We start from the raw sequence: 21,543 nt of genomic DNA on the forward strand, positions 1-21,543 counted from the left end.
ATTTTGTCTACAACTGGTCGATGACCTGCCGCACCTCTTCGAGGTTATGCCGGGCAGTCGCGGAGCCTGCCTCCGAAGCACGGCGGAACACATCCTCCGCCTTGTCGTATTGTCCGGCCCCGGCGTATGCCACACCGAGGGTGGAGAGCAGTTCTGCCGACCGCGCGGTGACTTCCGATTTCTCGAGCAGCTCCACCGCCTTGGCATACTCCTCACGGGAGATGGCGTTCACGGCATTCTCATTGAGTGCGGAGGGCGAAGCGGGGAAATAGCGTAAGGCGGTGGCCATCACCTTGTCGTACCCGGGCGTGCCTTTCCCGTAGGAATCGGCCACCTTGTACATTTCCGACAGGCTCAGGAGGTCGGGACGCTCATCGACCATGCGGCGAGCCTCTTCGAGGTTAAAGTTGCGCACGTTGTACTCGATGCGGTACTCGTTGCGGCGCAACGCGGGGTATATCTCGGTGAGCAGCCTGTGGTAAATGGTCGGCGGCACGAGTTTCTGGAGTTGCAGCTCGCAGAAATCCCGTTCGTCGGGGTAACGTTCGATGATTTCATATACCTCGTCGCGTTTCAGCAGGTTCGGGAAGTCGCCGAGCACACGGACGAAACCTTCCCAGTCCTCACCCTTCCAGTCCACGTGGAGCATCTCGGGAGCGATAGCGTCGTAACGGCGGATATAGTCGGCCAGCGCCTTGGCGCGGTTCTCGGACAAGGCCATATTGTGCGCCATGCTGCCTTCGGGAGAAGCGTAACCGGTGATGTAGATACCGATAATCCTGACGTCGGTATTTTTCTTTACCAGCTCGATGGAGTTGGAAACGGTGTCCAGTTCGGCACGGTTGTTCTTGAATCCGGGCAATATATTATAACTGTCCTGCCGGAACTGCAGCCGGGCGGTGCGGGTTTCGGCACGCACTTTCACGGGTTCAGGTTCAGGGGCTATGCTGTCGAGCTTGTAATCGGGGACATAGGCAGGAAGTATGCCCGCCCACAAGGACTGCTCCGCCTTGCCCTTGTCGCAGTTCACGCAGCCGTGTACCTCTTCGCGGATTTTGATCCGCCCGTCGAGCATCCAACGCTCGTAGGGCACGGTGGCCGCATAATCGTAATGCTGCCCCTTGCTGCTGTGGCGTATGATTACCTGTGCGGAATCATTGTGGAAAGGGGGAAGCTCCACGCTTTCGAGCCGCTGCGCCCGCAAGTAAACCTTGTGGCGGGTCTTGCCATCGATGACTATCGGGGGAAAGGTCACCTCGCGGCTACTGTCCGCCGACATGAGTACGGGTGTCAGTGCTACGGTGTGCTGCGTACGGATTTTCGCCTTGCTCAAATCGACGGACATCGTCAGCTCTACCGTGCGGCCCTGCTTGACGACCCCTCCCTGACGAATCCCGATCAGAGGCAAGTAACTGGTTTCGTTCTCGGCATGCAACATCATGGGACAACATGCCAATATCAGCAATAATAGGATGTATATGCGTCTCATAGTCATTTTCTTGTTATTTGATTATATATATCAGGGAGATGCCCGCCTTGGTCGGGCCGAAATAATGCTTGTCCTTGTTGCCCTTGAACTTGCCGCAAGTGGCACACTCGTACTTATCGTATTGCGTGTAGATGTAACCCAGACCGATCGTGGCTTCGAGGTTCCAGCGTTTGCCTAAAATCCATGAGTAGCCATACGACAATCCGAGACCCGTAGCCCAGCCCTGATAACGGTGATCCTTCGTGGACTTGCTTTGGAACGGGATTCTCACGCCACTGATGTTGTAGAACGCGTAACCGCTGTGCAGGCCGAAGAAATGGCCGTTATAGCGTTCGCAGAGCCAGTAACGGAACTCCGGCATTACCATCCAGTGTTTGATTTTCTTGTTCTTGTCCTTATTCAGCGTCCACGGGTTGTAGGCACCCGTGAGGTCGAGGGTCGTGCGTTTGCCCAGCCCAAATTCCAGACTCAAGTTGGGCGTGGTACTTGACCAATACAATAGATTGGTCTTTACTGCGATATCCTGCGCTTTGACAGTGCCCGTGCACCAACAAACCGCAAGAAAAACACCGAAGATCAATTTTTTCATATTTTCCTTATTCTTGTTATCTCATTCGGGCCGGAAAACCGGCACGTCAACTCCCAAACCAATACTTCTCTCCGAAAGAGAAGTGGTAGCGTATAACATTGATGATAAGTGGCTGAAAAACAGATTATGTTCGGTTCGAGCGACTGGGAATGCTTAACATTCATTGAAGTAGAACCGGTTTAGAACTCGGATTGAGACTTAAAAAACAAGCTGTTTATGCCGTTATAATCAATAAAATACGTATATTTGCACCGTCAAATACTTCTCTTTCGGAGAGAAACGGGCAAATACTCAACAGTTTATCGCCTTGGCGGGATTTTCCCGCACTATTTCAACGACTTGTTTTTTAAACTCCAATGGTTGCTCTCTGAAGTTTGGCAAAACATTTTTTCGGTTGCATGATTCCTGTCAAATCATTCCGTCTCCTGTCTGTCTCTTTTTAAGAAAAATACCGTTCAGGAAAAGACCTGGTTTTCTACTGTTTATTTTTTGAACGGTAATTTTTACTAAACAAATCGCAAATGCCCGCTTAACGGCTCATCTGTTTTTTCATTCTGACGGACAATAAATTTCGTTAATCGTGAAGCGCTTATTTGATTTTTGCGTATCTTTGCACTTGCAAAATACTTCTCTTAAAAAGAGATGTTTTAAATTGCACAACTTTTCAGTTTCTATAGCCATTTTCCGAATGGCTTTTTTGCTGTCCGTACGGTGTGCGGGTATTATGCAAATCTTTCTCCCGATTACAGTGATTTTAGAATAAGGCTGTTGGCCTTGTCCACGACCGATGTGTCTAATGAGGCAAGGTAGATACGCGTGGTATTCTCCGAATCGTGTCCCATCGCTTCGCTGATGGTGGAAATCGGAATGTTCTTGCTCTTTGCGATGGAAGCCCAGGCGTGGCGCGCGACATAGCTTGTCAGCGGTATGGCAAGCCCTAACTGCCGGCCTATTTTTTTCAGTTTGTCATTGACAAGATGGGCGGCGTTCTTGTATTGCTTTCGGGCATCCGTATCCATATCCCGGATGATCGGCAGCAGATAAGGAGTCGCGGACGTATCGTACTTGCCGACAATCTCCTGCATGGGTTTCTCCCACTTGATAAAAAGCTGCTGTCCCGTCTTCTGGCGGCGATAGACCAGAACTCCGTTCTGCAAATCCTTCTTTTTCAGGTAAGCCATATCCACAAATGCCATTCCCCGGGTGTAGAATGAAAACATGAACAGATCTCTCGCATAATCCAGCACAGGACTGAGCGTCAGGTCCAGATCCCGTATCCGGCGGATTACTTTCAGCGGGACGGCACGTTTCACTGTTTTGTCCACGCCCGTATAGACATGTTTGAAGGGATAGCGCTGCACGGTCAGTTCCCTTTCCACCGCACGGTTATAGATGGCGCGCAGGTTGCGCATGTAAAAAGAGGAGGAGTTCGGGCAGACATTGATGCCTTTCAGAAAGGTCTCGTATTCCACCATCAGGTTGGAGTCCACTTCCTCGAACAGCAGGTCCCGTTCGCCCCGGAAACGCAAAAAACTGTTCAAGGCGGTCGTATATGTTTCGGCCGTGCGCCTTTTGCCTATCTTTTTCAGTTCCTGTATGAGTTGTCGTGCAAAGGAAAGGAAACCGCCACAGTCGGCCGGAGAGGAGAACACTTCCACCACCTTGTCGGCGGTATATCCCGTGTCGGAACGTTCGAGCCGTGCGATGACGCTCCGGAGCCGGGACAGGTCGTCTGCTATGGCGGTCTTCATGGAGAGCAGGTAATTCCTGCGTCCCTCTTCTGTGCCGGAAGCCACCACGACCTCGGAAATGCCGGCATCCCATTCCGAAGGAAAAAGCCTGTAGCCGGTATGCAATTGTCTTACCAGACGGTTGTGAATCACTTGATAGTAGAGCGAGCCTTCCTTCATCTCGACGGAAGAGGCCCGGAATTTAACTTTTACTGTTGCCATATTACTTAATTTTCAATGATTGATATTCTGTCATTAAAGAATATGGCAAACAGTCTGGCAAGGATGTAGTCCGGAAAAATATTACTATAATAATGTTTCTCAATCGTAAAATGAGAGAAAATCCACCTTGCTTAACATTTCTTTACTTCGATATGGCGGAGACATGAAAGAATGTCATTATTGCACGGAACGGAAGAGGTGCGCGCACTGCATGCCTCTACCTGTTATGGAATGGAAAGATATAGAAATGGTGCGCTTGATGAAACGGAAAGCCGGTCCCGCCAATCTTCATTTAATATCCGGACATGGCCGGATAAGTCATCGGTAATGCAGAATTGTTGCAATGTTTCCTGTTCGGCGCAGGCTGCCGGAAACAACCGTATAGCTGTACAGATGGCAGGATTTACCGGCACAATGGGTCTGGCGGATGTCAAATCTGTGGATTGGATGGTTTTCCAAACTACTGTTCTGGACCAGGCCCACTCGTGCCCGTTATAAATGGCCATATCAGGCAACGGGCTAAAATATTCCGGACCGGGATGTATCTGAAACCATCATTTGAGATACATCCCGGTCCGGAGTAAATGTCGCTTCAATCAACACACCCTATCCAACGCTTGCAGTCCACCATCATTTTTTGTCTATCTTTATATATTCCGAATACCTGATTTCCACATACGGGTTGTTGCTGGATATGGTCTGACGGATAGCTTTGACCCTCTTCCAGAACCACCATCCCTTGTATTCCACCCATACAGCCTGGTTAAGCGTCACGGGTATCTTTATGTCACCTTTGAGACGGTTCTCTTCAATCAGTCCGCTAAAATGTATATGCGGCGTGACCATCTCCACTTTCTGCCGCAGTAGCGGGACGGTATCACGGACAATGAGCGTGTCGCGGACGGCGGCGTCTATCGGTGCTTTCACCTCGACCTCATGCCGGGCCGCCGCTTCGAGATTCCTGATTTTCACGCCGAGCCGCCTGATGGTTTCGGCATCCTCGGCACGGAACTCCTCATACTCGTCTATGGTCAGCCGCAGTGCCTTGGCATCGAGGGCCATCGTCGCTGAATCGGTCCGCATCCGCTTCACATCGGAAAGCAGGGCTGTGCTGTTCATGCGGAAACGGTCGCGTTCTTCCGTGAGGCGTATTGTCCACCGGTGCTGCAACCAGAGGATGCCGCCGAGCAGCAGCACGGTTATCAGAAGTGTTTTGTCCAGCCTATTCATATGTCACGGATTTTTCGGGAATGAACCAGACAAACTCATCCATGTAGGCCTCTTCCAACAGAACCAGCCCGCCCTTGTTTTTCCTGTCTTCACCGGACAGGTCCTCCACGACCAGCCCTCTCCGGCCGGCCAGTCCGCCAAGCTTCATGCGGGAAAGTTCCGGAGAAGCGATGATTTTCACATAAGTATTCTTTGTCATAACCGGCAGTTTAAAAATCGGGTTATTTATGCAGGTTCTGGCATTTCAGCAGCTCCCGGATGTCGGCCCGGATCTCGTGCAGGTCATTCTGCACCGTGTTGAGCTGCATCATGGTCGCCTCGAACACGGACTTGTCCAGCTTCATGGCGTTGATGCGGTCATACTGGTTCTTGATTTCCACTTCCAAACCGATACATTTGGTCTCCAGTTCTGCAATCTGGGCCGTGTTGTTCACATGCTGTATGTACAGTGTCAGCGAGAACGAAAGTACCACGACGATAATCTTGAAGTACTTCACTACAAATTCCTTGAATTGTTCCATATCATTATTCCATTAAAAGTGAGAATGCCTCCCTGATGGCCCTTATCAGAACCTCAGCCGCCGCGCTGTCCCGGAATCCGTAGATGACCAGCGCGACCATTATCACCAGATATATCCACCAGGCAATTTCTTCCCTGGTGACTTTATGTTTCCTTTTCACCATCTGTCATAGGGTTTTGGGGTACGATCACATTGAAGATGACATTGCCGTCACTGCCCTCGATGCGCAGGCGGTTCTCCTCCTTGTGCCTGATGGGGAAGATATCCATCAGCGCCTTGGCGGCATTGACCGACACGGCCCTGAGCGGCGCAGGGGAAAGCGGCACTCCGAAACGGTCGGTATAGTCCGAAGTGGCCGTCTCGTCCATGACGGCCTTGAGGGTCTCGGCCACCTGCAGCTTCACGGCCATCGTCTCCATCTCGAACCGTTCCGAGGAGAGCAGCGCCTTGATATGCGCCAGCACATGCGGTTTGTTCATCAGGTAATTGGCCGAAGCGTACGGATTCTTCACCGTATCCTCACCGAATACCTCCACAAAGCATTTTTTCGGCCGTCCGGCATACTCCAGCCCGCCGTTCACATAGAGGTTGCAGAATTGCAGCTCCTGCTCCGTGAGCGGTTTCTCTTCCGGCCTATCCTGCGTGTTCGCTATCTTGTCTGACATCGTTTCTTCCTTCCTTTTCTGAAAGAGTAGCGGGTTTGTGTCCCGGAGGTTTTACAAAACCCGCCTTTTCGTTGCATAACAATTGTTCCATTAATGCGTCATAGAATACCTGGGCCAACGCATCGGCACACGCCTCCGCGTCCGCCAGCGAGTTGATGAGCCGCAGGTTGAACTTGATTTCCAGGTCGTAGCCCGATATGAACGCCATCAGTTCGTTCCCGTCATAGCCCAGCGCCCCGTAGGTCATCCGGTCCGCCGTGCGGAATGTGATGGTCTCGGGAATCCGTTCCCGGTCAATGCCTGGGGCTTCCTTATTCGTGTCCATACTCATATCTTGAAATATTTACGGGTTTTCTCTTTCTTCTGCATGGCGGTTGCCGTCCCTTCCGTCTGGCGCAGACGGGAGGTATAGACCCCCAGGATGTCGAGCGTGGCCGTCACGTCGGCAGCCGCATCGTGGGCATCGTCCAGTTCCACGCCCAACCTTGAGGCTACCAGTTCCAGTTTGTACGAGGTGACCTCCGGATCGGCGGCAAAAGCCAGCCGCCCCAAGGCAAGCGTGTCGATGTAGTGCGGCTGGAAGTTGCCGTAATAGTCCCTGCTCCCGGAAAAGGTCTTTTCAAACTCGGCGGCCAGTCCGGCATAGTTCACCAGCTGTTGCAGGAATCCGATGTCGAAGGCGATGTTCTGTCCGACCAGCACGGGCTTGCACTGGTTGCCCTTCGAGAGGGTGGCGCGTTTGGCGAAGGCGATGACTTCTCCGGCCACCTTCTTCATGTCCATACCCTGCGTGCGCAGCATCTCCATGGTAATGGCGGAATAGTCCAATGCCGCCTGTTCGTACTTCATCGGGACATATTCCTGTCCTTTCGCCTGCTCATGGCGGGTACGCAACACCTTGCGCCGGGGAAGTCCCGCGTCCTGTTTCCCGTAGGGGGCGATATACGCCTGGTAGCGGTCGAATACCTGCCATGTGTCGAAACGGACGGCCTGCAGGGCGATCTGCGTGCAGGCGCATTCACGGCAGTCCAGCCCTCCGGTCTCGAAATCCAGCCCGATGCCTACATATATTTTCTGTTCAGTCTGTGGTGCCATATCTTCTCAGGATTGGATGAATAACAATGAGTTCTTATAGGTCTGCAATGTATTGCAGCCGTTGTAGTCGCTGTAACGGATGACGGCCGTGAGGATGACCACCCGGTCCTTAAGCGACTGGATCTCGGTGCGGTGCTCCATGTAATAGTCGTTCCAGCACACGCACTCCGCCAGGCGGTTGTTCTGGGAGAGTGTCAGCCTGGCGAAACGCTTCCGGCTTCCCGTCTCCCTGTCCTTGTAGGTATGCTCGGCTACATCCACCACCGTGGCGCAGACAGCCGCACGCCTGCCGTCATTCTCGTCCCGTGCCACCTCGTCCAGGGTCAGGTAGGAGGCTTTTCCCTTGACCTGCCCGCTGGCTTCCGAATTGTCGAAGATGCGGCGGTAGTCGATGCTGCCGATACCCGACACGGCAATCTGCTGCTGCGACCAGAAGAAATGCCGCCCGCGCATGTCCTGCGGGAAGTCCTTTTCGGAAAGGGAGAATCCCAGTTCACGTGCGGCGCGTTCGAGCAGCGCGCAGCGTTCGGTAACCGCCCCGACTTTTTCGATGCGGTCGAAGCATCCGGCAAGGATCATGTGCTTGACATGCCGGGCGTTCACGGGGACTTTCACGGCCTCTTCCGCGTTGTCGGGATCGTCCCAGTAACTGTATTTCTTGAGCTTGTAACGGAATATGCGGTGGATGAAGTTCTCGATACCCGTATATGCCCCGCCCCGGTCGCGTTCCGTGACGATGTATTCCACTGTCCTGAGGCCGACCTGCTTGATTCGGGTAAGCGACCAGAAGATTTCATCGGTGGCATAGTCGGTGAAGAACTCCGTCCCGGAGCGGTTGATGTCCGGCGGCACGATCTTGGCCGGCGAGCAGCGTTCCATCTCCGCCATCAGCGAAGGAATCTCCTTGTCGTCCGCCCATTGCAATGCCACGGTATAGAACGCCGACGGGTAATTGGCCTTGAGCCATGCCCCGCAATAGGCTGTAAGGGCGTATGCCGCGGCATGGGAGCGGTTGAACGAATATTTCCCGGCCACCTCTATCTTGTGCCAGATTTCCTCCGCCTCATAGTCCGGGCATCCGTTCCCGACGGCTCCGGCAATGAAATCCGCCTTCAGCGTGGCCATCAGGTCGGCTTTCTTCTTTCCTATGGCCTTGCGCAGGAGGTCGGTCTTCCCGAGGTCGAATCCCCCGAGCGTATGGGCGACGGACATGAACTGCTCCTGGTAGACCATGATTCCGAAAGTGTTCTTCGTCGCTTCATAACAGCCGTAGTTATAGACCGGGGCCACCTCGCCACGCCTGAAACGGACATAATCATCGGTGGCGCCGATGTCGAGCGTGGCGGGGCGGTACAGGGCATTGACGGCGATCAGGTCCTCGATACACTCCGGCTGTACATCCTGGATAAACCGGGTAATGCCCGGTGAAGAGAACTGGAACACATTCTGCGTGTTACCGTCCGAGAGCAGCCGGTAGGTCTTCCCGTCTTCCAGCATATCCTGCGTGATACGCCCGATGGTGAGTTCCTGCCCGAAATTCCGGTTGACCAACGCGATGACGGCACTCAGTTTGGCAAGTTCCTTTGTCGCCAGCACATCCTCCTTCAACAATCCGATCTCATCGACCGAATAGCCGTCGAACTCCGATACCAGTGCCCCGTCCATCTTGCGGACCGGCAGGAAATCGAAGCATTCGGCGGGCCTGCCGTCCCGCGTGTCCGGTGTGACAACGATGGCCGAGGCGTGTATGGAGGCCGCTTTGGGCTGTCCGAGCAATCCTTGCACGTCCTCGATGACCAGCGGATAGGTCTGGATAAAGTCCCGAAGTTTTCTGTTGGAGGCAGCCTGTCTGAACAGTCCTGTCCAGTCCGTGCCGTCATCTATCATGGCGGTAATATAGTTCACGATGGAGTGAGGCACGCGGTGTACGCGTGCCACGTCCTTCAAGGCGGCTTTCAGTTTCATCGTGGTAAAGGTGCCGGCGGAAAAGACACGCTGGCGGCCGTCCGCGTTGTACCGTTCTTCCAGGTAATCCTTGATCTCCTGCCGCCGGTCGGAGGCATAGTCGACATCTATATCCGCCTTACGGGAGGGCGGAATGTCCGCCCTCCACAAGTCCTTTCCCCACGAACGAATCCATTACGGTGAATGCTTCATTCGCTTTTTTAATTGTTACGTTTGTCACTTTCATTTTTTATACTTTTTATAGTGGACGATATCGCATATCGTCTGTTTGCAAACCTTGAATTGTTCAGCCAGTTCATTTTGCATGACTCCCGACCGGTGTAACCGCCTGATATGATCCGCTTGTTCATTTGTCAGTTTGGCGTTCACACTGTTCTCTCCATAATCATCCCTGAGTTTATGCACCATAGAATGCATGACGTTTTCTTGCCTGGTACACATTTCCAGGTTGTCACTTCGATTATTGTGCTTATTGCCATCCTTATGATTAACCTCCTTTGCCGCATTCCAATCATCAAGAAAATGTTCTGCGACAAGTCTATGGATTAATTTTTTACATATTTTTCCGTCAGAGGCCAAAGAAACATTGTAATACGGGGATGTACCCCCGACCCACGGTTTGATGATTTGTCCGTTCCTCCAATATTGGGATGTGGCATTACGGACATATCTTCCGACACTTCTAATTCTACCGCAGGAGCTTACTTGATAAATTCCCTCGTAATGATGAATATCTTTCCAAATTTCTTCCTCGTCCATTATCGTATATATTTCTTGTATCGTATTATCGCGCTTACCGTCTGGCGGCTGACGCCGTACTGTTTTGCCAGGCTGTTCTGGGAAGCCTGGCCGGAAGAATATCTCACCCGTATCTCTTCCGCCTGCCCGTTGGTCAGTTTGGCATTCACGCTTTTTTCGCCGTAATCCCGTTTGAGGCCACCCGCTATGGCATGTTCCATATTCCGCTGGTGCGTACACATCTCCAGGTTATCCGCACGGTTGTTGTCGCGGTTCCCGTCGATATGGTTCACCTCCAGTCCCGGATTCCAGTCGGGCAGGAAATGCTGTGCTACCAGACGGTGCACGGAGAACTTCTTCCCGACACCGCCCTTGTAGAGCCGGACACAGTCATAGAGCGAAGTCGTCCCGCACCAATGGCACATAATGCGTTCGGGTTGTATCCAGGTAATGCCGTCATGCGAAACCTGCCGTTCCAGACTCTTGACACGCCCGAGGTTGCTGATCCTGTACTTTCCTTCATAGTTCTTGATATCCACCCAGATTTCCCGGGTGTCAGCCATGGGTTATACGGTTTAGTGCTGTCTGAAAAATTTCCCGGTCTATCTCCACGCCGACGAACCGGCGTCCCGTATTCCGGCAGGCCACGGCCGTGCTGCCGCTGCCCATCGCAAAGTCGAGGACGATGTCCCCTTCATCGGTGTAGGTGCGTATCAGGTATTCCAGCAGGGCGACAGGTTTCTGTGTCGCGTGCAGGCAGGAGCGTTGCTTGTCGGTCTTGAACTTCAGCACGCTGCGCGGATAGCGTTCCGTGGATATGTAATCCCGGAAATTGTCGTGCTTCCGGTATATCTCGCCGGCATCGCATTTCCGCTGGTGTTCGGCCATCACGACCTTGCGCCTGTGCCCGTCCGTCTTGATCGGATGATACTTCGGCAACCTGTCGTAGAAGACCAGAATGTCCTCGTGCGCCTTCATCGGCATACGCCCGGCATTCAGGAAGCCTGTCGCCTGCGTCTTCTCCCATACCCAGGCATACCGCAGCCTGCGGAGATTGGAACTGCCCAGCAGGCTCGTAAAAGGATGCTGGCAGAACAGCAGTACGGGAGTGTCGGGCCTGGATATGCCCTGTACGGCATTCCACATCCCGGGGATGTCTATCACGGCATCCCACCGGCAGTGTGTCGTACCGTATGGAGGGTCTGACAATACCATGTCGGCGGTGATGCCTTCTTCAGCCAGCAGGGGCAGCACATCGAGTGCATCGCCCCGGTAAAGGTCGCAACCGTCATAGGGACGGTGGTGTTCGTAGGTCGGATTCATGGGTTTCGAGTTCCTTTAGGTTCCACAAGCAATCTCGGCGGTCAAAAAGGATTTCGTCGCCACACATCAATTCATCTGCGTATATCGTCCGCTCTTCTCCGTTACGGATTACCCGCATCCGGGCATCCGTGCACAGACGGTAAGTCTTGCCTTCAGATTCCATCTCCACATAGCGTTCGCCCTTGCCGAGTGTGATGTCCGGGGCAAGCACCGTCAGTTCGTCTTTCCAGCTGAGCCCGCAGCGTTCCGGCACGAGGAAGCGCGAGAAGATAAGGTCGTATTTCAGCGGGTCGATGGAGGTTATGCCAAGCAAGTAGGAAACCAGCGAGCCCCCGGCGGAACCGCGACCTATACCAGTTGCGATGCCTCTCCGGTGCGCCTCCCGCACCATATCCCACTGCACCAGGAAATAGTCCACATTGTCGGTCGATTCAATGATATAGACTTCCTCGTCCAGCCGTTCCCGATAGCGTTCCCGCTCCGGTTCCGGCACTTTCCGGTCCAGCCCGTCGTCAAGCAGTCGGAGGAACATCGTACGGCGGTCACCATACCGTTCCCGCTCTTCCGGTCGCATACGGTATTCCGGCATGAACATTCGCCCGGTCTCGAATGAGGCGTCCGCACGTCCGGCAATCTCCACCGTGGGACGGCACATGCGCCTAAACAGGGAATCGAAGTCCCATTGCCCGGAGAACAGAGGACGGAGCGTGTCATACAATTCATCCGCTGTCTTGAAATACTGGTCATCGCTCTGTTCATGGGCGGCTCCCGTGGCAATCTTGTTCACCACGATTCTGTACCCTGCATCGTCCTTGTCCATGTAGTAGCAGTCCGGAATCAGGACTGGTTCTACTGTAAATGAATCCGTGTCGGCATCATAACAGTTGCCGAAATAATATTTCAGGGCTTCTAGTTGCTCCCTGTCGATGCGGTCCGCCTTGTATTCGTTGGCGTCGACCTGGTAATAGACCGCTTCGGCACCTTTCCGGATACGCTTCACCTGTTTGGGGTGTCCGGCCATCCAGTAGACGGAACGGATGGCGAAAACCACCACACAACCTGCGGCATACATCAGCAGCTGTTCATAGCGGAGGGTGTTGTCTTCCGAATCGACCATGACGGCCCGTTGGATGCGCAGCAGATTATGCAGCCCCTCGTTATCCAAGGCATAAATCTTCAGCCCGACACGTTCTTCTTCGTGCATCATTGTCAGCGAGTAGCCGAATATATGTTTCAGCCCGGTATTGGCGCACTCCTTCTGAAGGTTCAGCGTGGCGGCCATTGTATTGCGGTCGCAGATGCCGACAGCCGTATGCCCGAGCCATTTCGCCTTGCGGCACAAATCTTCCGGCGAGCAGCAGGCGTTCAGCAGCTCGTAGGAGGTATGGATGCCGAGGTTCACGAAAGGTACATCATGTACCGGAGGCTTGGGCCGGCCGATATATTTCAGCAGGTTGAAACGGAATTCTTCCCGCAGGTCATAGTAGTACCAGTTCCTGCCGAACGGGAAGGCCACATGGAAGATTCCTTCTTCCATCAGCACATCCGGACTTTCCATCAGGTTGAACACGAGCTTGTCCCCGTCGCCGCGGAAGATGGATTCCACTCCCGACAGGTCGGCCGTGAAAAGCCGCCCGAAGCCGGGAATATCCACCACTTCCGTATCGACCGGGATATAGGTTATCCGTTGTGCATCGAGCCATGAGAAAAGTTCCTGTATCATCTTTCCTGTACTTTTTTGAGTTTGTATTCAAGGACGGACAGCAGGCGGCAGGCGAAAATCCCGTAGATTTCCGCTTCCGTGAGTTCGTCCCAGTCTTTGGCGGCATCAGCAATGTCCGCGATGAAAACCTCGAAATAGGGTTTCAGCCGTTCAGCCGTCCGCTTTACCGACTCGACGGCATCACCATCGTAACCGATGACTACGGTTCTGACGCCTTTCGATTGCAGCTTGTAGATCTGTACATCGGATATTTTCTTTCCGAAAGTGGCCACGGCTGCGACATGGGAATTGTCATAGAGTTCGAGTCTGCGGGTCAGGGCGATGACATCGAAAATACCTTCCGCGAGGATGACCGTATCGGTTTCATCCATACGGACGGCATCGTAGTTATAAAGGAGTCTGGAAAAGTCGTTTTCCGTGGAGTTCCGGTAACGCAGGATCTTGTACCCGCCGCTATGTCTGGTCTTGCGGTTGTGGGCGTCTATATCCTCTTTCGGCCAGGTATGGCGGGAGACATAGCCGACAACCGTACAGTCATCGATGACCGGAAAGACGACATAGTCCGCGTAGCGCGGATTGAGCCTGCCGGTTATCCCGACCGGGAAATACTCGTAATCGTCGAAACAGAAGCCGCGCCGCTGCAAATACGGATGCCGGAAAGTGCGCTTGTAAAAGTCCGGCAATTCGACCGGCACCAGTTCGTCGTCTATTTCTTCCGCCTCGTCCTTCTCCAGCAGGTGCAGGTTCAACGGTGCGGCAATGTCAGCTGTCTGCAAAACCATCAGGTCCATGCGACCGATAGCCGCCAGAAGTTGCTCCAATGTACGGGTGGATGCCCCGCAGGAGAAGCAGTGGGCCATGAAAGGCCGGCGGTGGGCAGTCGCCTTGCCGATGTAGATACCGAACTTACCGCCCGACTTTCCGCAGAACGGGCAGCGCGGAACGATAAGGTTCTTACCGCTCCCGTCCCGTTTGGCACCCGTCTCGCGGGTTATCTCCGAAACCAGATATTGATATTCCTGTACCGACAGTTCCATATTAAGGTATAGTCGTGACCGCTACAGGTTGGTTTGAAATGTTTGGAAAAAGAATCCGGATTAGCCCAATAAAAATAGACCGGCAGAATCATGGAAGGTCTTTCCACCCAAAGGAAAAGAGAAATTGTCTTCCCGGCTGGACAAAAAATGACTGCTTTTGTCTAATCGATAAAACAATATATAAATAAGGAGATTGATAATCAGCATTGGCTGATTATCAGGTGTAGAGATGTACTTTTCTAAAATGATCACTCTCTACATAAAAAAAGCGTATTTTTTGTGCAGTACAATAAACATACTGAATGAAAAGTATCGTTTTCCAATTACTACAAATAACGGATTTGTATTTGCGAGGTCATTCGAACTTTCCTCGAACAAAGGTCGTATGATATCTCGAACGCCAAGACCCGTGAGCGGAAACTGAAAGCCTTGGAGGCGGCAGAGGAATTGAAATGTGAAAACCTGCTGTTGATAACATGGGGAACGGACGATATGGCGGAATACAAAGGGCATACAATAAAAATCGTATCTGTCCGGAATTGGTTTTACGCATGTAAGCTGCCATATATTCTCAACATTCCAGTCGTTACAAGTCAAAAAGCCACCGACACGCCGCATCCGGATCGATGGCTTTTTATTCCCTGTTCAGATTCAGTGTCCTCTGCCCGTCATAGAACACCTCATTGTCGTAGTCGGTGGCAATCCTGATAGTGTCTCCTTTCTTGAAGAACCGGCTTTTGGCCACGTGCAGGCGCATAACGTTCTCCTTTCTTTCAGCCGATGACTGGTTGAGCGAAACAAGGTGCGTGCACGGGCGGGCCAGACCTTTGGCCTCCGAACAGTTGTACTCGGTCAGCACGTTCCGCTCGTCATTCAGCCACTCCCGGTCTTCGATGGTAGACTGGTAAGTCACCACCATCCATACCTTTTCGTCCGCCGCCAGGTCCTTCAGGTCATTAGCCACCGCGATACGCTTCGCCCGTTCATGGTCGGCTCCCCATGAACGGCGGTTGGCATCCGTCAGCAAGTCCATCGAATCCACAATCACGATGTCCGGATTATATCCTTTGAGCTTCCTGTATTCCGAAATGCCGTTCTTGATGTCGAGTGTCGAGACCTGGGCATTGAAACGCGGGTAACTGCGCACCGTGATGCTTCCGGCATACGAGGCGACCAGTTTTTCCAGATGTCTCATCTCCGTATCCGAAATCTTTCCCCGCTCGTAATAGTAGGCGTTCCTGGAAATCAGTCCGCCGGAATAGGCGTTCAACGCCTCTTCTTCCGAACCTTCCAGCTGGAAATGCAGCACATGCAGCCCGTCATCGATGTCCGCCCTGACACCGATCCATTTGGCGATGTGCGACTTTCCCACGCCTGTGCTGGCCAGGAAACAGGTCAGCTGACCTCGCAGGTTACGTCCGGCATTGAGCGCATCCAGATACGGGATGTAGAAGCGGGACACACGAGGGGCGGCCGAGCGTTCCTCTTCCTCCTCGCGCCGGCGGTTCCTCTCGAAACGCTCCTTGAAAGTCGCGGCCACATCGACGAACGAGGAACTCTTCAGCGTGAACCCTGCCAGCCACTCGGCATATTCCCGAAGAGTCTTCTCCGCCTTGTCCTGTTTGTTCTCGTTATACAGTTTTCCGACCTCCGCATAGACCGACTGCAACCGGACCCCCTTGATGTAGGACTCCAGCATGTCGGTCATCACCTCGGCACTCTGTCCCTCGTCATACTCCCGGAAAGTGTCTATCAGCTCGATGGCGTCGTAATCCTCATGGAAGGTCTGTGCCAGCACGGCATACGACGGCGGTGTCTTGTATGTCTTGAAGTGTACGGCTATCGCCTCCTGTACCTGCTGGAACGAACGGTCCGGCAGGTATTCCTTACGCATATGCCGGGCTAGGACAGCACACAACGGTTCCTGTCTGAGCGCCGTGGCATAGAGTTCATACAGGAACTCGGCACTGAGCGGATTGACGGCACTCATGGCTTCGCCTCCTTTTTCCGCCACGCCTCACAGCGGATACGGTACAGTTCCGGATAGCGCGCCTGTGTCCTTCTGCGGCATGGCTCCGCTTTCGCACATTTTGAGCATGACGGGGAGAAAGGCGTCCACATCAGCGTGGAGAGCGCACAGACGAGATATCCCGCTTCGGTGGAGAGCAGTCGCCGCTTGGTCGTCTCCTCGTATTCCGGATAAATAAAACGCCCGAACGGATGGCTGCGGCGGTCTTCCACTGCCCGCGCCAAATCATGCCGTGACAGCCCGAAACTCTTCAGCCACCGGTCCTCCCGGTAGCGGCGTTCCTTTCCCGAGCGGAGATAGCGGCCGATGGCTTTCTTTCCGAATGAATGGGAGACGTTCCATTTCCTGCGATACGCGGTATCATATCCGGAAATGGCATATGTCTGGCAGATACAGAAGTCGGACAGGCGTTCCGCACTGACGGAGACGACCTCCCGGCACAAGCCGTCGAAACACATCCCGAGTTGCCTGTCCGACTTGCCGCCGGTAGGGAACACAAAATCCGCCCACACCGTGGTGCGGACCAGCCGTGTAAAGAGCCTCCGGCATCCGTCAATCCATTCTTTTCTCTCCATCGCGTGTCAATAGTTTGCGCAGCTGCGTCTTGGCTAGGAAGATGCGGCTTTTTACCGTTTCTACGTTCCTGGTCTGCAAAGTACCGTTGTTATAGGTGATTTCCATGATTTCCCCGAGTTTGTAACCAGCCTGCTGCAAGAGCAGGGCTTCCCGGTAAATCGGTTTGAGCCGGTCCAGTGCCCAGAGGATGTCATCGTTATAGAACTCGCGGTAGTTGTCCATCCCCATGCTGTTTCCCGACGGTTCGTCCTCATCCGACAGCGAAGAGGATATTTCCGAAATGTCGATATTGTCGTCCGGGGGCATGCGGTTCCTGTTGCGGTTGTTCAGGTCCGCCACAAGCCGTTTGGTCACGGCATAGATCCAGGTCTTTACCGGACGGGCCGGGTCATAACTGTCCATATACTTGAAGAAGTTGGCCAACGCCTCGAGGTAGTTGTCCTCGATGTCCTCCTGGTTATAGGTATATTTGATACAAATGCTGTATATCAGATTCTTGTGCGGCATCACATATTTTCTGAGAAGTTCCGCCCTCTGTCTCGCGGATTCGTCTTCAGGCTGGAGAACCGCAATAAACACATCTTTCTTTTCCACGTTTCCACTGACTGAAAAGGTTGATAATGAATCTCATGTCCTAATCTGTCAGCTACCGTGAGCGTCAATTGAAAAAACGGGCGGCAGCATTACCGCCGCCCGGAAAAAATCCAAACCGTTGTCGGCTTGTCACAGCCTGTGCCTGCGGATGTAATAGTAGAAGAGGTGGCAGGCATCCGCCGCATTGTCATCCACCGGGACAATACCGTATCTGTCCTTGCAGGCCGCGACCATCTGCGTCTTGGTGGCGTGTCCGTCTCCCGTCGCCCATTTCTTGAGGACAGCCGGGTTGACGAACTCCGGTTCCGGGATATCCAGTTCATCGCACACTTCGAGCAGGATACCCCTGAGTTCCGAGAGCCGCCGCATGTCGTAGAAATGGCGGTTCACGCTCACATCCTCGGCCACGACGCGGCGGATGCCGTAACGACGGAGCAGCGAGAGCAGCGTAGTCCTGAAAGCGCCGTGCATCTTGTTGCCGTTGCGCCGTTTGCTTTCGGTGAAGTTCCATGTCCCGGCCTCATGCAGGGAGAAGTATCCGGTATGCGTGGCGATGTCCAGCGCCAGTACCTGCTCCCGGGTCAGTACGCTATTCTCCGAGTCTCGATTCGCCATTCTCTTTCACGATTACCAGTTTATGCGGATAGCCTTCAGCCACATTCCCGTGCGAGACTACCAGCACGGTACCGCCGAGCGAGTTCAGCGCCTCGAACATGGAGGCCAGCCCCGCTTCATCGACCGCCTCGAGTATCTCGTCCAGCACGAGCAGATCCAGTCCCTTGTCCCCGTCGCAGTTGCTGTTCACGAGTTTCTGCATGGCAAGGATGGTCGCCAAATTCACACGGGCGGCTTCGCCTGCCGAAAACTTGCCGAACGAGCCGCAGTCCATGCCGTCGCGCAGCAGTGAGATGGAGATTTTCTCCCTTACCTTACCACTCTTGAGGACGGTATACCCGTCGAAGCGGATACGGATGTCGCTGCCGATGTCTTGCAGGAACTCGTTGGTGATACGGCTGAGCGCCTCGATTTTCGTGTTGGCCAGATAGGTCTTGAACTGCACGAACCGTTCCCGCTGTATCTCCAGGGCACGGACCCGGGCATCGACGGCCGTCTTGCGCCCTGCCGCCTCGTTGGACTTCCCGCGCGTTTCACGGAGAGTGTCCTTGAGCGATTGTATGAGGTCGGGTGAAGCCGCCTCATCCAGCTCCCGGATCGTGGCCTGCAAAGTGTCGATGGCGCAGGCCGCAGCCTGTATATCTTCCTTGCCTACCCGTATGCCGCGGTTCAGTGCGGCATTGCGCTCGTCTATGAATCCGAACACCTCGTCGAATACCTTGCGGCGGACACCTTCGATTTCACTTTGCAGGGCGGTAATTTCGGAAGCGATGCGTTTATGCCCGCTTTCCACCTCTTCCACGTGGCGGGTGGCATTCCTGATGGCCCGTTCGTGCCCGGCCAGCTGCTCCTCCCATCCGGTGCGTCTGCCTTCCAATATCCGGCGCTCATGGTTCAGCCGGTTCTGCTGCAACTCCACGGCATCCGTCTCCTCCTGCTTCTCATCGATACGGCCGTTGATTTCCGTGAGCTGCCGTTGACGGAGCTTCAGTTCCTTCATGCCGGCCTCGATGTCGAACTGTGGTTCTGCCACCAGAAACTCATGCCCGCAGAAAGGACAGGTGATGGAGCCGGCCAGTTTGTTCGAGAGGCCGTCAATACCGGCAGAAACGATACGCCGTTTATGACGCAGTTCCTCGATGCTGCCGGACAGGTCGCGCAGACGGATGTCGATTTCCCGCAGTCTCTCCGCAGTCGTATCGGACTGATCCCTGTATGCCTCACAGAATGCGGCATACTCCTTCTTGAACTGTTCCCAGCCGTCAGTCCTGTTTTTCAGTTCCTGTTCCGCCTGCTTCAAGACGGCATCGCAATCCTTCAGCCGCTCTGTGGCGGTCTGTAACCGTCCTTTCTTTTCGGCAATGACCTTGTCCCAGTCCGTCTGCCGGGCATCGGGAAAGAGGGACATCATTTCCGCTATCTTTTCCAGACATGCTTCCAATGCGGTATCTCCGGCTTCCAGTTCCTGCAAAGCCTCGTCCGCCCGCTGCACTCCGGCAAGCTGTTCCTCAAGCCTGTCCACGTTCTCGTGCCCGGTACGGATCTGCTCCCTCTTGGCCGCTATGGCCGTTTCCAGTCCCATGATACGTTCCACACGGGTACGCCCCCGCTCGGCTCCGGCTTCCTCCTCCTTGCGTATCTGCTCCTGTAACATCCCGATACGCCCGTCCAACCCGGCCAGTTCCAGTTCCACCTGCCGTTTCTTTTCAGAGAGCGGCACGATGTCTTCCTCCACTTTGGCGATGGCTTCATCCACCAGGATACCGTTGGAAAAGCGGTTGATGACCTCTTTCTTCTCCTTGTCCGATGACGAGAGGAAATCCTCATACCGGTATTTGGAAAGGATGAAATTGTTGAGCAGCTCGTCGCGTGTGATACCCAGTTTGTCAAGAATATACCGGTTATAGGCATCCACCGAAGGCTGTACCGCTTCATCGGTTACCACCTGCTTGCCGCCACGGTAAAGCGTACAGCTGACAGAGGAAGCCCCCTTGCGCGGGATACGGCGGTTGACGAGCAGTTCCTCGGCGGCGGAATCGTTGATGAAACGCAAAGCGATACGGCATTCTTCCGCTGCATCGTTGATAATCTCCTCCGAGCGTATCTTTCTAAGCGGGCTGCCCGTGATACCCACGGCAATGCATTCCAACAGGGCAGACTTGCCGGCCCCGTTCGACTGCTGGGACTCATTGTCCCGGTTATCGCCGAAAATCAATGTCGTCACGCCTTGCCGCAGCATGTAGGACAGCGAACGGAAGGCGCAGAGATTTTCGGCTTCTATCGTCTTTAATTTCCACATGATCTGTTTTCTATTCTAGATAAATACTCCAATCCCATCGACACATCCTCGATCTGTTTCTCCCGGCAGAAGTCCTCGTAGGTTTCCCGGATGCGGCGGCTGTCGAATTTCTCGAAGAGCGAAGAGGATACCGCCTCCGGCAGCTGCTCGTCATCGGCAACCAGTTCTACCTTCGCCGCTCCGGCTTCCAGCAAGGCGGCTTTGTCCACCGATTTCATCGCGGCGGCAGGTGCATGGACACGCACCTTGACCTTGTAGCGACCATCGGCCTCCATTTCACGCAGCTCGTCCATCAGGTGCAACCCGGCACGTTCCGCCGGCATATCCATGACACGGTACCGCATGTTCACGCGGTTCTTGACAAACTCGTACGTGCCGTCCGTATACAGCACCGTGTATCCTTTCTCCTCGTCCTCCCCGAAGTTATGCTGGCGCGAGGAACCGATATATTCGATTCCCGTCCCCGGAATGACGGTACGGTTGTGGTAATGGCCGACAAAGACCTTGTCGAAAGGAGAGAATATCCTGGCAGGCAGTTCCTTTTCCGAAGGCTGTGCCAATGCCCCGTTGATACCCTCATGGATGTAGAGGAAGTGCTCCGGTTCTCCGGAAAGCGCTTCCGCAGCCAATCGTCCGAGCCTTTCGGCAAAAGAGCCGTCTTCCGGAAAATAGCTCATTACATGGAGCGCGAACTTCCATTCCGGGCGGCACAGGGTCAGGTACTCATCCACGACAGTCACATTCGGATGCCGGTCGAAGACATGACAATATCCGCGCAGGGATTCCTGGTTCACCTTGTCGTGGTTCCCTTCCGCCAGCGTGACATGAATGTCATGGTCCGCGGCGGATACAAGCATATCCCTGACGGCCAGCAGGACATCGAGTGTCTGGGCGGCACGGGAAAAGAACAGGTCTCCTCCGACAACCACTTCCCGGATATCCCGTTCCCTGCAAATTCCCATGGCCTCCTGCCAGTTGGCCTGGAATGCAGGGATGTTGTCTTTCGAGATGTGGATGTCATTCAATAACAAAAGGCAGGGTTTGTTCTCTTTCATACTAAGTGATTGTGATTAGGACGGGAGGCCCGGATGCCTCCCGTCGGA

Annotated in this window: 23 protein-coding genes; 1 reads left to right on the forward strand and 22 read right to left on the reverse strand. The window is 54.0% G+C overall.

All coding sequences use genetic code 11. The features are described from left to right. Nucleotides 1–7: 7 nt before the first annotated feature. The 3 genes from BN8908_RS06975 to BN8908_RS06985 form a co-directional block, all read right to left on the reverse strand. Nucleotides 8–1,489: a DUF3868 domain-containing protein gene (locus BN8908_RS06975; protein WP_004293544.1), complete on the reverse strand. Its 1,482-nt coding sequence runs from the start codon at nucleotides 1,487–1,489 to the stop codon at nucleotides 8–10. A 13-nt stretch (nucleotides 1,490–1,502) separates the two neighbouring features. Continuing rightward, nucleotides 1,503–2,078 carry a DUF3575 domain-containing protein gene (locus BN8908_RS06980; RefSeq protein WP_004293545.1) on the reverse strand — a complete coding sequence of 192 codons (576 nt, stop codon included), beginning with the start codon at nucleotides 2,076–2,078 and terminating at the stop codon, nucleotides 1,503–1,505. Nucleotides 2,079–2,821: 743 nt separating this feature from the next. Further along, on the reverse strand, nucleotides 2,822–4,030 hold the full coding sequence (locus BN8908_RS06985) for a site-specific integrase (RefSeq protein WP_004303986.1): 1,209 nt from the start codon (nucleotides 4,028–4,030) through the stop codon (nucleotides 2,822–2,824). A 171-nt stretch (nucleotides 4,031–4,201) separates the two neighbouring features. On the opposite strand from BN8908_RS06985, the gene BN8908_RS06990 reads away from it, so the two are divergent. Beyond that, the gene (locus BN8908_RS06990) at nucleotides 4,202–4,528 is read left to right on the forward strand and encodes a hypothetical protein (RefSeq protein WP_008672759.1); all 327 of its coding nucleotides are present in this window, start codon (nucleotides 4,202–4,204) and stop codon (nucleotides 4,526–4,528) included. A gap of 132 nt (nucleotides 4,529–4,660) precedes the next feature. On the opposite strand, the gene BN8908_RS06995 is transcribed toward BN8908_RS06990, so the two are convergent. The 19 genes from BN8908_RS06995 to BN8908_RS07085 all read right to left on the reverse strand — a co-directional run bounded on the left by BN8908_RS06995 (nucleotide 4,661) and on the right by BN8908_RS07085 (nucleotide 21,495). Beyond that, a complete protein-coding gene (locus BN8908_RS06995; protein WP_004293548.1) occupies nucleotides 4,661–5,260 on the reverse strand; it encodes a DUF6549 family protein in 600 nt (199 codons plus the stop codon). Next, nucleotides 5,253–5,459 (reverse strand): hypothetical protein, encoded by a 207-nt coding sequence (locus BN8908_RS07000; protein WP_004293549.1) that lies wholly within the window; start codon nucleotides 5,457–5,459, stop codon nucleotides 5,253–5,255. The genes BN8908_RS06995 and BN8908_RS07000 overlap by 8 nt, the downstream gene beginning before the upstream one ends. Nucleotides 5,460–5,481: 22 nt before the next feature. Next, nucleotides 5,482–5,781 carry a hypothetical protein gene (locus BN8908_RS07005; protein ID WP_004293550.1) on the reverse strand — a complete coding sequence of 100 codons (300 nt, stop codon included), beginning with the start codon at nucleotides 5,779–5,781 and terminating at the stop codon, nucleotides 5,482–5,484. A gap of 4 nt (nucleotides 5,782–5,785) precedes the next feature. Next, nucleotides 5,786–5,944, reverse strand: coding sequence for a hypothetical protein (locus tag BN8908_RS18775; protein ID WP_008672755.1), 159 nt, complete (start codon nucleotides 5,942–5,944; stop codon nucleotides 5,786–5,788). Continuing rightward, a complete protein-coding gene (locus tag BN8908_RS07010) occupies nucleotides 5,925–6,446 on the reverse strand; it encodes a hypothetical protein (protein ID WP_004293551.1) in 522 nt (173 codons plus the stop codon). The genes BN8908_RS18775 and BN8908_RS07010 overlap by 20 nt, the downstream gene beginning before the upstream one ends. Further along, nucleotides 6,415–6,777: a hypothetical protein gene (locus BN8908_RS07015; RefSeq protein ID WP_004293552.1), complete on the reverse strand. Its 363-nt coding sequence runs from the start codon at nucleotides 6,775–6,777 to the stop codon at nucleotides 6,415–6,417. Before BN8908_RS07015 ends, BN8908_RS07010 begins: the two co-directional genes overlap by 32 nt. Next, nucleotides 6,774–7,541, reverse strand: a complete 768-nt coding sequence (locus BN8908_RS07020; protein WP_004293553.1) for a 3'-5' exonuclease — start codon at nucleotides 7,539–7,541, stop codon at nucleotides 6,774–6,776. Before BN8908_RS07020 ends, BN8908_RS07015 begins: the two co-directional genes overlap by 4 nt. Nucleotides 7,542–7,547: 6 nt before the next feature. Next, nucleotides 7,548–9,656, reverse strand: coding sequence for a helix-hairpin-helix domain-containing protein (locus BN8908_RS07025; protein WP_004293554.1), 2,109 nt, complete (start codon nucleotides 9,654–9,656; stop codon nucleotides 7,548–7,550). 72 nt (nucleotides 9,657–9,728) lie between these two features. Continuing rightward, nucleotides 9,729–10,265 carry an HNH endonuclease gene (locus BN8908_RS07030; protein ID WP_004293555.1) on the reverse strand — a complete coding sequence of 179 codons (537 nt, stop codon included), beginning with the start codon at nucleotides 10,263–10,265 and terminating at the stop codon, nucleotides 9,729–9,731. Beyond that, a complete protein-coding gene (locus BN8908_RS07035; RefSeq protein WP_004293556.1) occupies nucleotides 10,265–10,807 on the reverse strand; it encodes an HNH endonuclease in 543 nt (180 codons plus the stop codon). The genes BN8908_RS07030 and BN8908_RS07035 overlap by 1 nt, the downstream gene beginning before the upstream one ends. After that, nucleotides 10,800–11,567 carry a DNA-methyltransferase gene (locus BN8908_RS07040; RefSeq protein WP_004293557.1) on the reverse strand — a complete coding sequence of 256 codons (768 nt, stop codon included), beginning with the start codon at nucleotides 11,565–11,567 and terminating at the stop codon, nucleotides 10,800–10,802. Before BN8908_RS07040 ends, BN8908_RS07035 begins: the two co-directional genes overlap by 8 nt. Further along, nucleotides 11,533–13,290 (reverse strand): PHP domain-containing protein, encoded by a 1,758-nt coding sequence (locus BN8908_RS07045; RefSeq protein ID WP_004293558.1) that lies wholly within the window; start codon nucleotides 13,288–13,290, stop codon nucleotides 11,533–11,535. Before BN8908_RS07045 ends, BN8908_RS07040 begins: the two co-directional genes overlap by 35 nt. Then, nucleotides 13,287–14,327, reverse strand: a complete 1,041-nt coding sequence (locus tag BN8908_RS07050; RefSeq protein WP_004293559.1) for a toprim domain-containing protein — start codon at nucleotides 14,325–14,327, stop codon at nucleotides 13,287–13,289. The genes BN8908_RS07045 and BN8908_RS07050 overlap by 4 nt, the downstream gene beginning before the upstream one ends. 634 nt (nucleotides 14,328–14,961) lie before the next feature. Next, a complete protein-coding gene (locus tag BN8908_RS07060; protein WP_004293560.1) occupies nucleotides 14,962–16,317 on the reverse strand; it encodes a DnaB-like helicase C-terminal domain-containing protein in 1,356 nt (451 codons plus the stop codon). Further along, entirely contained in the window at nucleotides 16,314–16,931 is a 618-nt protein-coding gene (locus tag BN8908_RS07065; RefSeq protein WP_008672745.1) for a hypothetical protein, read from the reverse strand. Before BN8908_RS07065 ends, BN8908_RS07060 begins: the two co-directional genes overlap by 4 nt. Further along, entirely contained in the window at nucleotides 16,909–17,511 is a 603-nt protein-coding gene (locus BN8908_RS07070) for an RNA polymerase sigma factor (protein ID WP_004322848.1), read from the reverse strand. Before BN8908_RS07070 ends, BN8908_RS07065 begins: the two co-directional genes overlap by 23 nt. Before the next feature lie 144 nt (nucleotides 17,512–17,655). Then, nucleotides 17,656–18,141 (reverse strand): crossover junction endodeoxyribonuclease RuvC, encoded by a 486-nt coding sequence (locus BN8908_RS07075; RefSeq protein WP_004293563.1) that lies wholly within the window; start codon nucleotides 18,139–18,141, stop codon nucleotides 17,656–17,658. Continuing rightward, a complete protein-coding gene (locus BN8908_RS07080) occupies nucleotides 18,116–20,440 on the reverse strand; it encodes a hypothetical protein (RefSeq protein WP_004293564.1) in 2,325 nt (774 codons plus the stop codon). The genes BN8908_RS07075 and BN8908_RS07080 overlap by 26 nt, the downstream gene beginning before the upstream one ends. Then, complete coding sequence (locus tag BN8908_RS07085; RefSeq protein WP_004293565.1) at nucleotides 20,428–21,495, reverse strand: metallophosphoesterase family protein; 1,068 nt, start codon at nucleotides 21,493–21,495, stop codon at nucleotides 20,428–20,430. The genes BN8908_RS07080 and BN8908_RS07085 overlap by 13 nt, the downstream gene beginning before the upstream one ends. Nucleotides 21,496–21,543 lie beyond the last annotated feature (48 nt).

Origin of the sequence: Culturomica massiliensis (assembly GCF_900091655.1) — a bacterium.
Taxonomy (GTDB): Bacteria; Bacteroidota; Bacteroidia; order Bacteroidales; family Marinifilaceae; genus Culturomica; species Culturomica massiliensis.

Coding starts and splice junctions, on each gene's coding strand:
- BN8908_RS06975 (WP_004293544.1), bottom strand. CDS start 1,489: ATGAGACGCATATACATCCTATTATTGCTGATATTGGCATGTTGTCCC.
- BN8908_RS06980 (WP_004293545.1), bottom strand. CDS start 2,078: ATGAAAAAATTGATCTTCGGTGTTTTTCTTGCGGTTTGTTGGTGCACG.
- BN8908_RS06985 (WP_004303986.1), bottom strand. CDS start 4,030: ATGGCAACAGTAAAAGTTAAATTCCGGGCCTCTTCCGTCGAGATGAAG.
- BN8908_RS06990 (WP_008672759.1), top strand. CDS start 4,202: ATGTCATTATTGCACGGAACGGAAGAGGTGCGCGCACTGCATGCCTCT.
- BN8908_RS06995 (WP_004293548.1), bottom strand. CDS start 5,260: ATGAATAGGCTGGACAAAACACTTCTGATAACCGTGCTGCTGCTCGGC.
- BN8908_RS07000 (WP_004293549.1), bottom strand. CDS start 5,459: ATGACAAAGAATACTTATGTGAAAATCATCGCTTCTCCGGAACTTTCC.
- BN8908_RS07005 (WP_004293550.1), bottom strand. CDS start 5,781: ATGGAACAATTCAAGGAATTTGTAGTGAAGTACTTCAAGATTATCGTC.
- BN8908_RS18775 (WP_008672755.1), bottom strand. CDS start 5,944: ATGGTGAAAAGGAAACATAAAGTCACCAGGGAAGAAATTGCCTGGTGG.
- BN8908_RS07010 (WP_004293551.1), bottom strand. CDS start 6,446: ATGTCAGACAAGATAGCGAACACGCAGGATAGGCCGGAAGAGAAACCG.
- BN8908_RS07015 (WP_004293552.1), bottom strand. CDS start 6,777: ATGAGTATGGACACGAATAAGGAAGCCCCAGGCATTGACCGGGAACGG.
- BN8908_RS07020 (WP_004293553.1), bottom strand. CDS start 7,541: ATGGCACCACAGACTGAACAGAAAATATATGTAGGCATCGGGCTGGAT.
- BN8908_RS07030 (WP_004293555.1), bottom strand. CDS start 10,265: ATGGACGAGGAAGAAATTTGGAAAGATATTCATCATTACGAGGGAATT.
- BN8908_RS07035 (WP_004293556.1), bottom strand. CDS start 10,807: ATGGCTGACACCCGGGAAATCTGGGTGGATATCAAGAACTATGAAGGA.
- BN8908_RS07040 (WP_004293557.1), bottom strand. CDS start 11,567: ATGAATCCGACCTACGAACACCACCGTCCCTATGACGGTTGCGACCTT.
- BN8908_RS07045 (WP_004293558.1), bottom strand. CDS start 13,290: ATGATACAGGAACTTTTCTCATGGCTCGATGCACAACGGATAACCTAT.
- BN8908_RS07050 (WP_004293559.1), bottom strand. CDS start 14,327: ATGGAACTGTCGGTACAGGAATATCAATATCTGGTTTCGGAGATAACC.
- BN8908_RS07060 (WP_004293560.1), bottom strand. CDS start 16,317: ATGAGTGCCGTCAATCCGCTCAGTGCCGAGTTCCTGTATGAACTCTAT.
- BN8908_RS07065 (WP_008672745.1), bottom strand. CDS start 16,931: ATGGAGAGAAAAGAATGGATTGACGGATGCCGGAGGCTCTTTACACGG.
- BN8908_RS07075 (WP_004293563.1), bottom strand. CDS start 18,141: ATGGCGAATCGAGACTCGGAGAATAGCGTACTGACCCGGGAGCAGGTA.
- BN8908_RS07080 (WP_004293564.1), bottom strand. CDS start 20,440: ATGTGGAAATTAAAGACGATAGAAGCCGAAAATCTCTGCGCCTTCCGT.
- BN8908_RS07085 (WP_004293565.1), bottom strand. CDS start 21,495: ATGAAAGAGAACAAACCCTGCCTTTTGTTATTGAATGACATCCACATC.